Raw genomic sequence first — 1,774 nt, 5'->3', positions numbered from 1 at the left:
CGAGAACCGCAAGGTTCCGGAGCTTGTACGGGAAGAGTGATTGTTTCTTGAGAACTCAACAGCGCGTGTTTGATTTTCTTTAAGCCATGTTTGTTTTGGCCCCGACACACTTCATCGTGTGTAGGGTTCCTTTGATTGATCAACGCCAGTTGATCGGTCAGGATTTCTTCTAGGTTTACCCGGACCAGGCCGACCCTCACAGGTCGCCGGAACGGGTGGTATGACCTTTATGGAGAGTTTGATCCTGGCTCAGGACGAACGCTGGCGGCGTGCTTAACACATGCAAGTCGAGCGGTAAGGCCCTTCGGGGTACACGAGCGGCGAACGGGTGAGTAACACGTGAGCAACCTGCCCCCGACTCTGGGATAAGCGGTGGAAACGCCGTCTAATACCGGATACGACCCGCCACCTCATGGTGTGCGAGTGGAAAGTTTTTTCGGTTGGGGATGGGCTCGCGGCCTATCAGCTTGTTGGTGGGGTAAAGGCCTACCAAGGCGATTACGGGTAGCCGGCCTGAGAGGGCGACCGGCCACACTGGGACTGAGACACGGCCCAGACTCCTGCGGGAGGCAGCAGTGGGGAATATTGCACAATGGGCGAAAGCCTGATGCAGCGACGCCGCGTGGGGGATGACGGCCTTCGGGTTGTAAACCTCTTTTACCACTAACGCAGGCTCCACGTTCTCGTGGGGTTGACGGTAGGTGGGGAATAAGGACCGGCTAACTACGTGCCAGCAGCCGCGGTAATACGTAGGGTCCGAGCGTTGTCCGGAATTATTGGGCGTAAAGAGCTCGTAGGCGGCGTGTCGCGTCTGCTGTGAAAGACCGGGGCTTAACTCCGGTTCTGCAGTGGATACGGGCACGCTAGAGGTAGGTAGGGGAGACTGGAATTCCTGGTGTAGCGGTGAAATGCGCAGATATCAGGAGGAACACCGGTGGCGAAGGCGGGTCTCTGGGCCTTACCTGACGCTGAGGAGCGAAAGCATGGGGAGCGAACAGGATTAGATACCCTGGTAGTCCATGCCGTAAACGTTGGGCGCTAGGTGTGGGGACTTTCCACGGTTTCCGCGCCGTAGCTAACGCATTAAGCGCCCCGCCTGGGGAGTACGGCCGCAAGGCTAAAACTCAAAGGAATTGACGGGGGCCCGCACAAGCGGCGGAGCATGTTGCTTAATTCGACGCAACGCGAAGAACCTTACCAAGGTTTGACATCACCCGTGGACCTGTAGAGATACAGGGTCATTTAGTTGGTGGGTGACAGGTGGTGCATGGCTGTCGTCAGCTCGTGTCGTGAGATGTTGGGTTAAGTCCCGCAACGAGCGCAACCCTTGTTCCATGTTGCCAGCACGTAATGGTGGGGACTCATGGGAGACTGCCGGGGTCAACTCGGAGGAAGGTGGGGACGACGTCAAGTCATCATGCCCCTTATGTCTTGGGCTGCAAACATGCTACAATGGCCGGTACAATGGGCGTGCGAGACCGTAAGGTGGAGCGAATCCCTTAAAGCCGGTCTCAGTTCGGATTGGGGTCTGCAACTCGACCCCATGAAGGTGGAGTCGCTAGTAATCGCGGATCAGCAACGCCGCGGTGAATACGTTCCCGGGCCTTGTACACACCGCCCGTCACGTCATGAAAGTCGGCAACACCCGAAACTTGTGGCCTAACCCCTTGTGGGAGGGAATGAGTGAAGGTGGGGCTGGCGATTGGGACGAAGTCGTAACAAGGTAGCCGTACCGGAAGGTGCGGCTGGATCACCTCCTTTCTAAGGAGTCTTT

General features: G+C 57.2%; 1 rRNA gene. It reads left to right on the top strand.

Annotated features, from left to right (window positions below):
• The first annotated feature begins 226 nt into the window (after window positions 1-226).
• Window positions 227-1,761, top strand: a 16S ribosomal RNA gene (locus ACWGSK_RS27575).
• The last annotated feature ends 13 nt before the right edge of the window (window positions 1,762-1,774 follow it).

It is taken from the genome of Nocardiopsis sp. NPDC055551 (assembly GCF_053619415.1).
The sequence above is the reverse complement of the archived record's forward strand: the minus strand, read 5'-3'. Positions and strand labels throughout refer to the sequence as shown.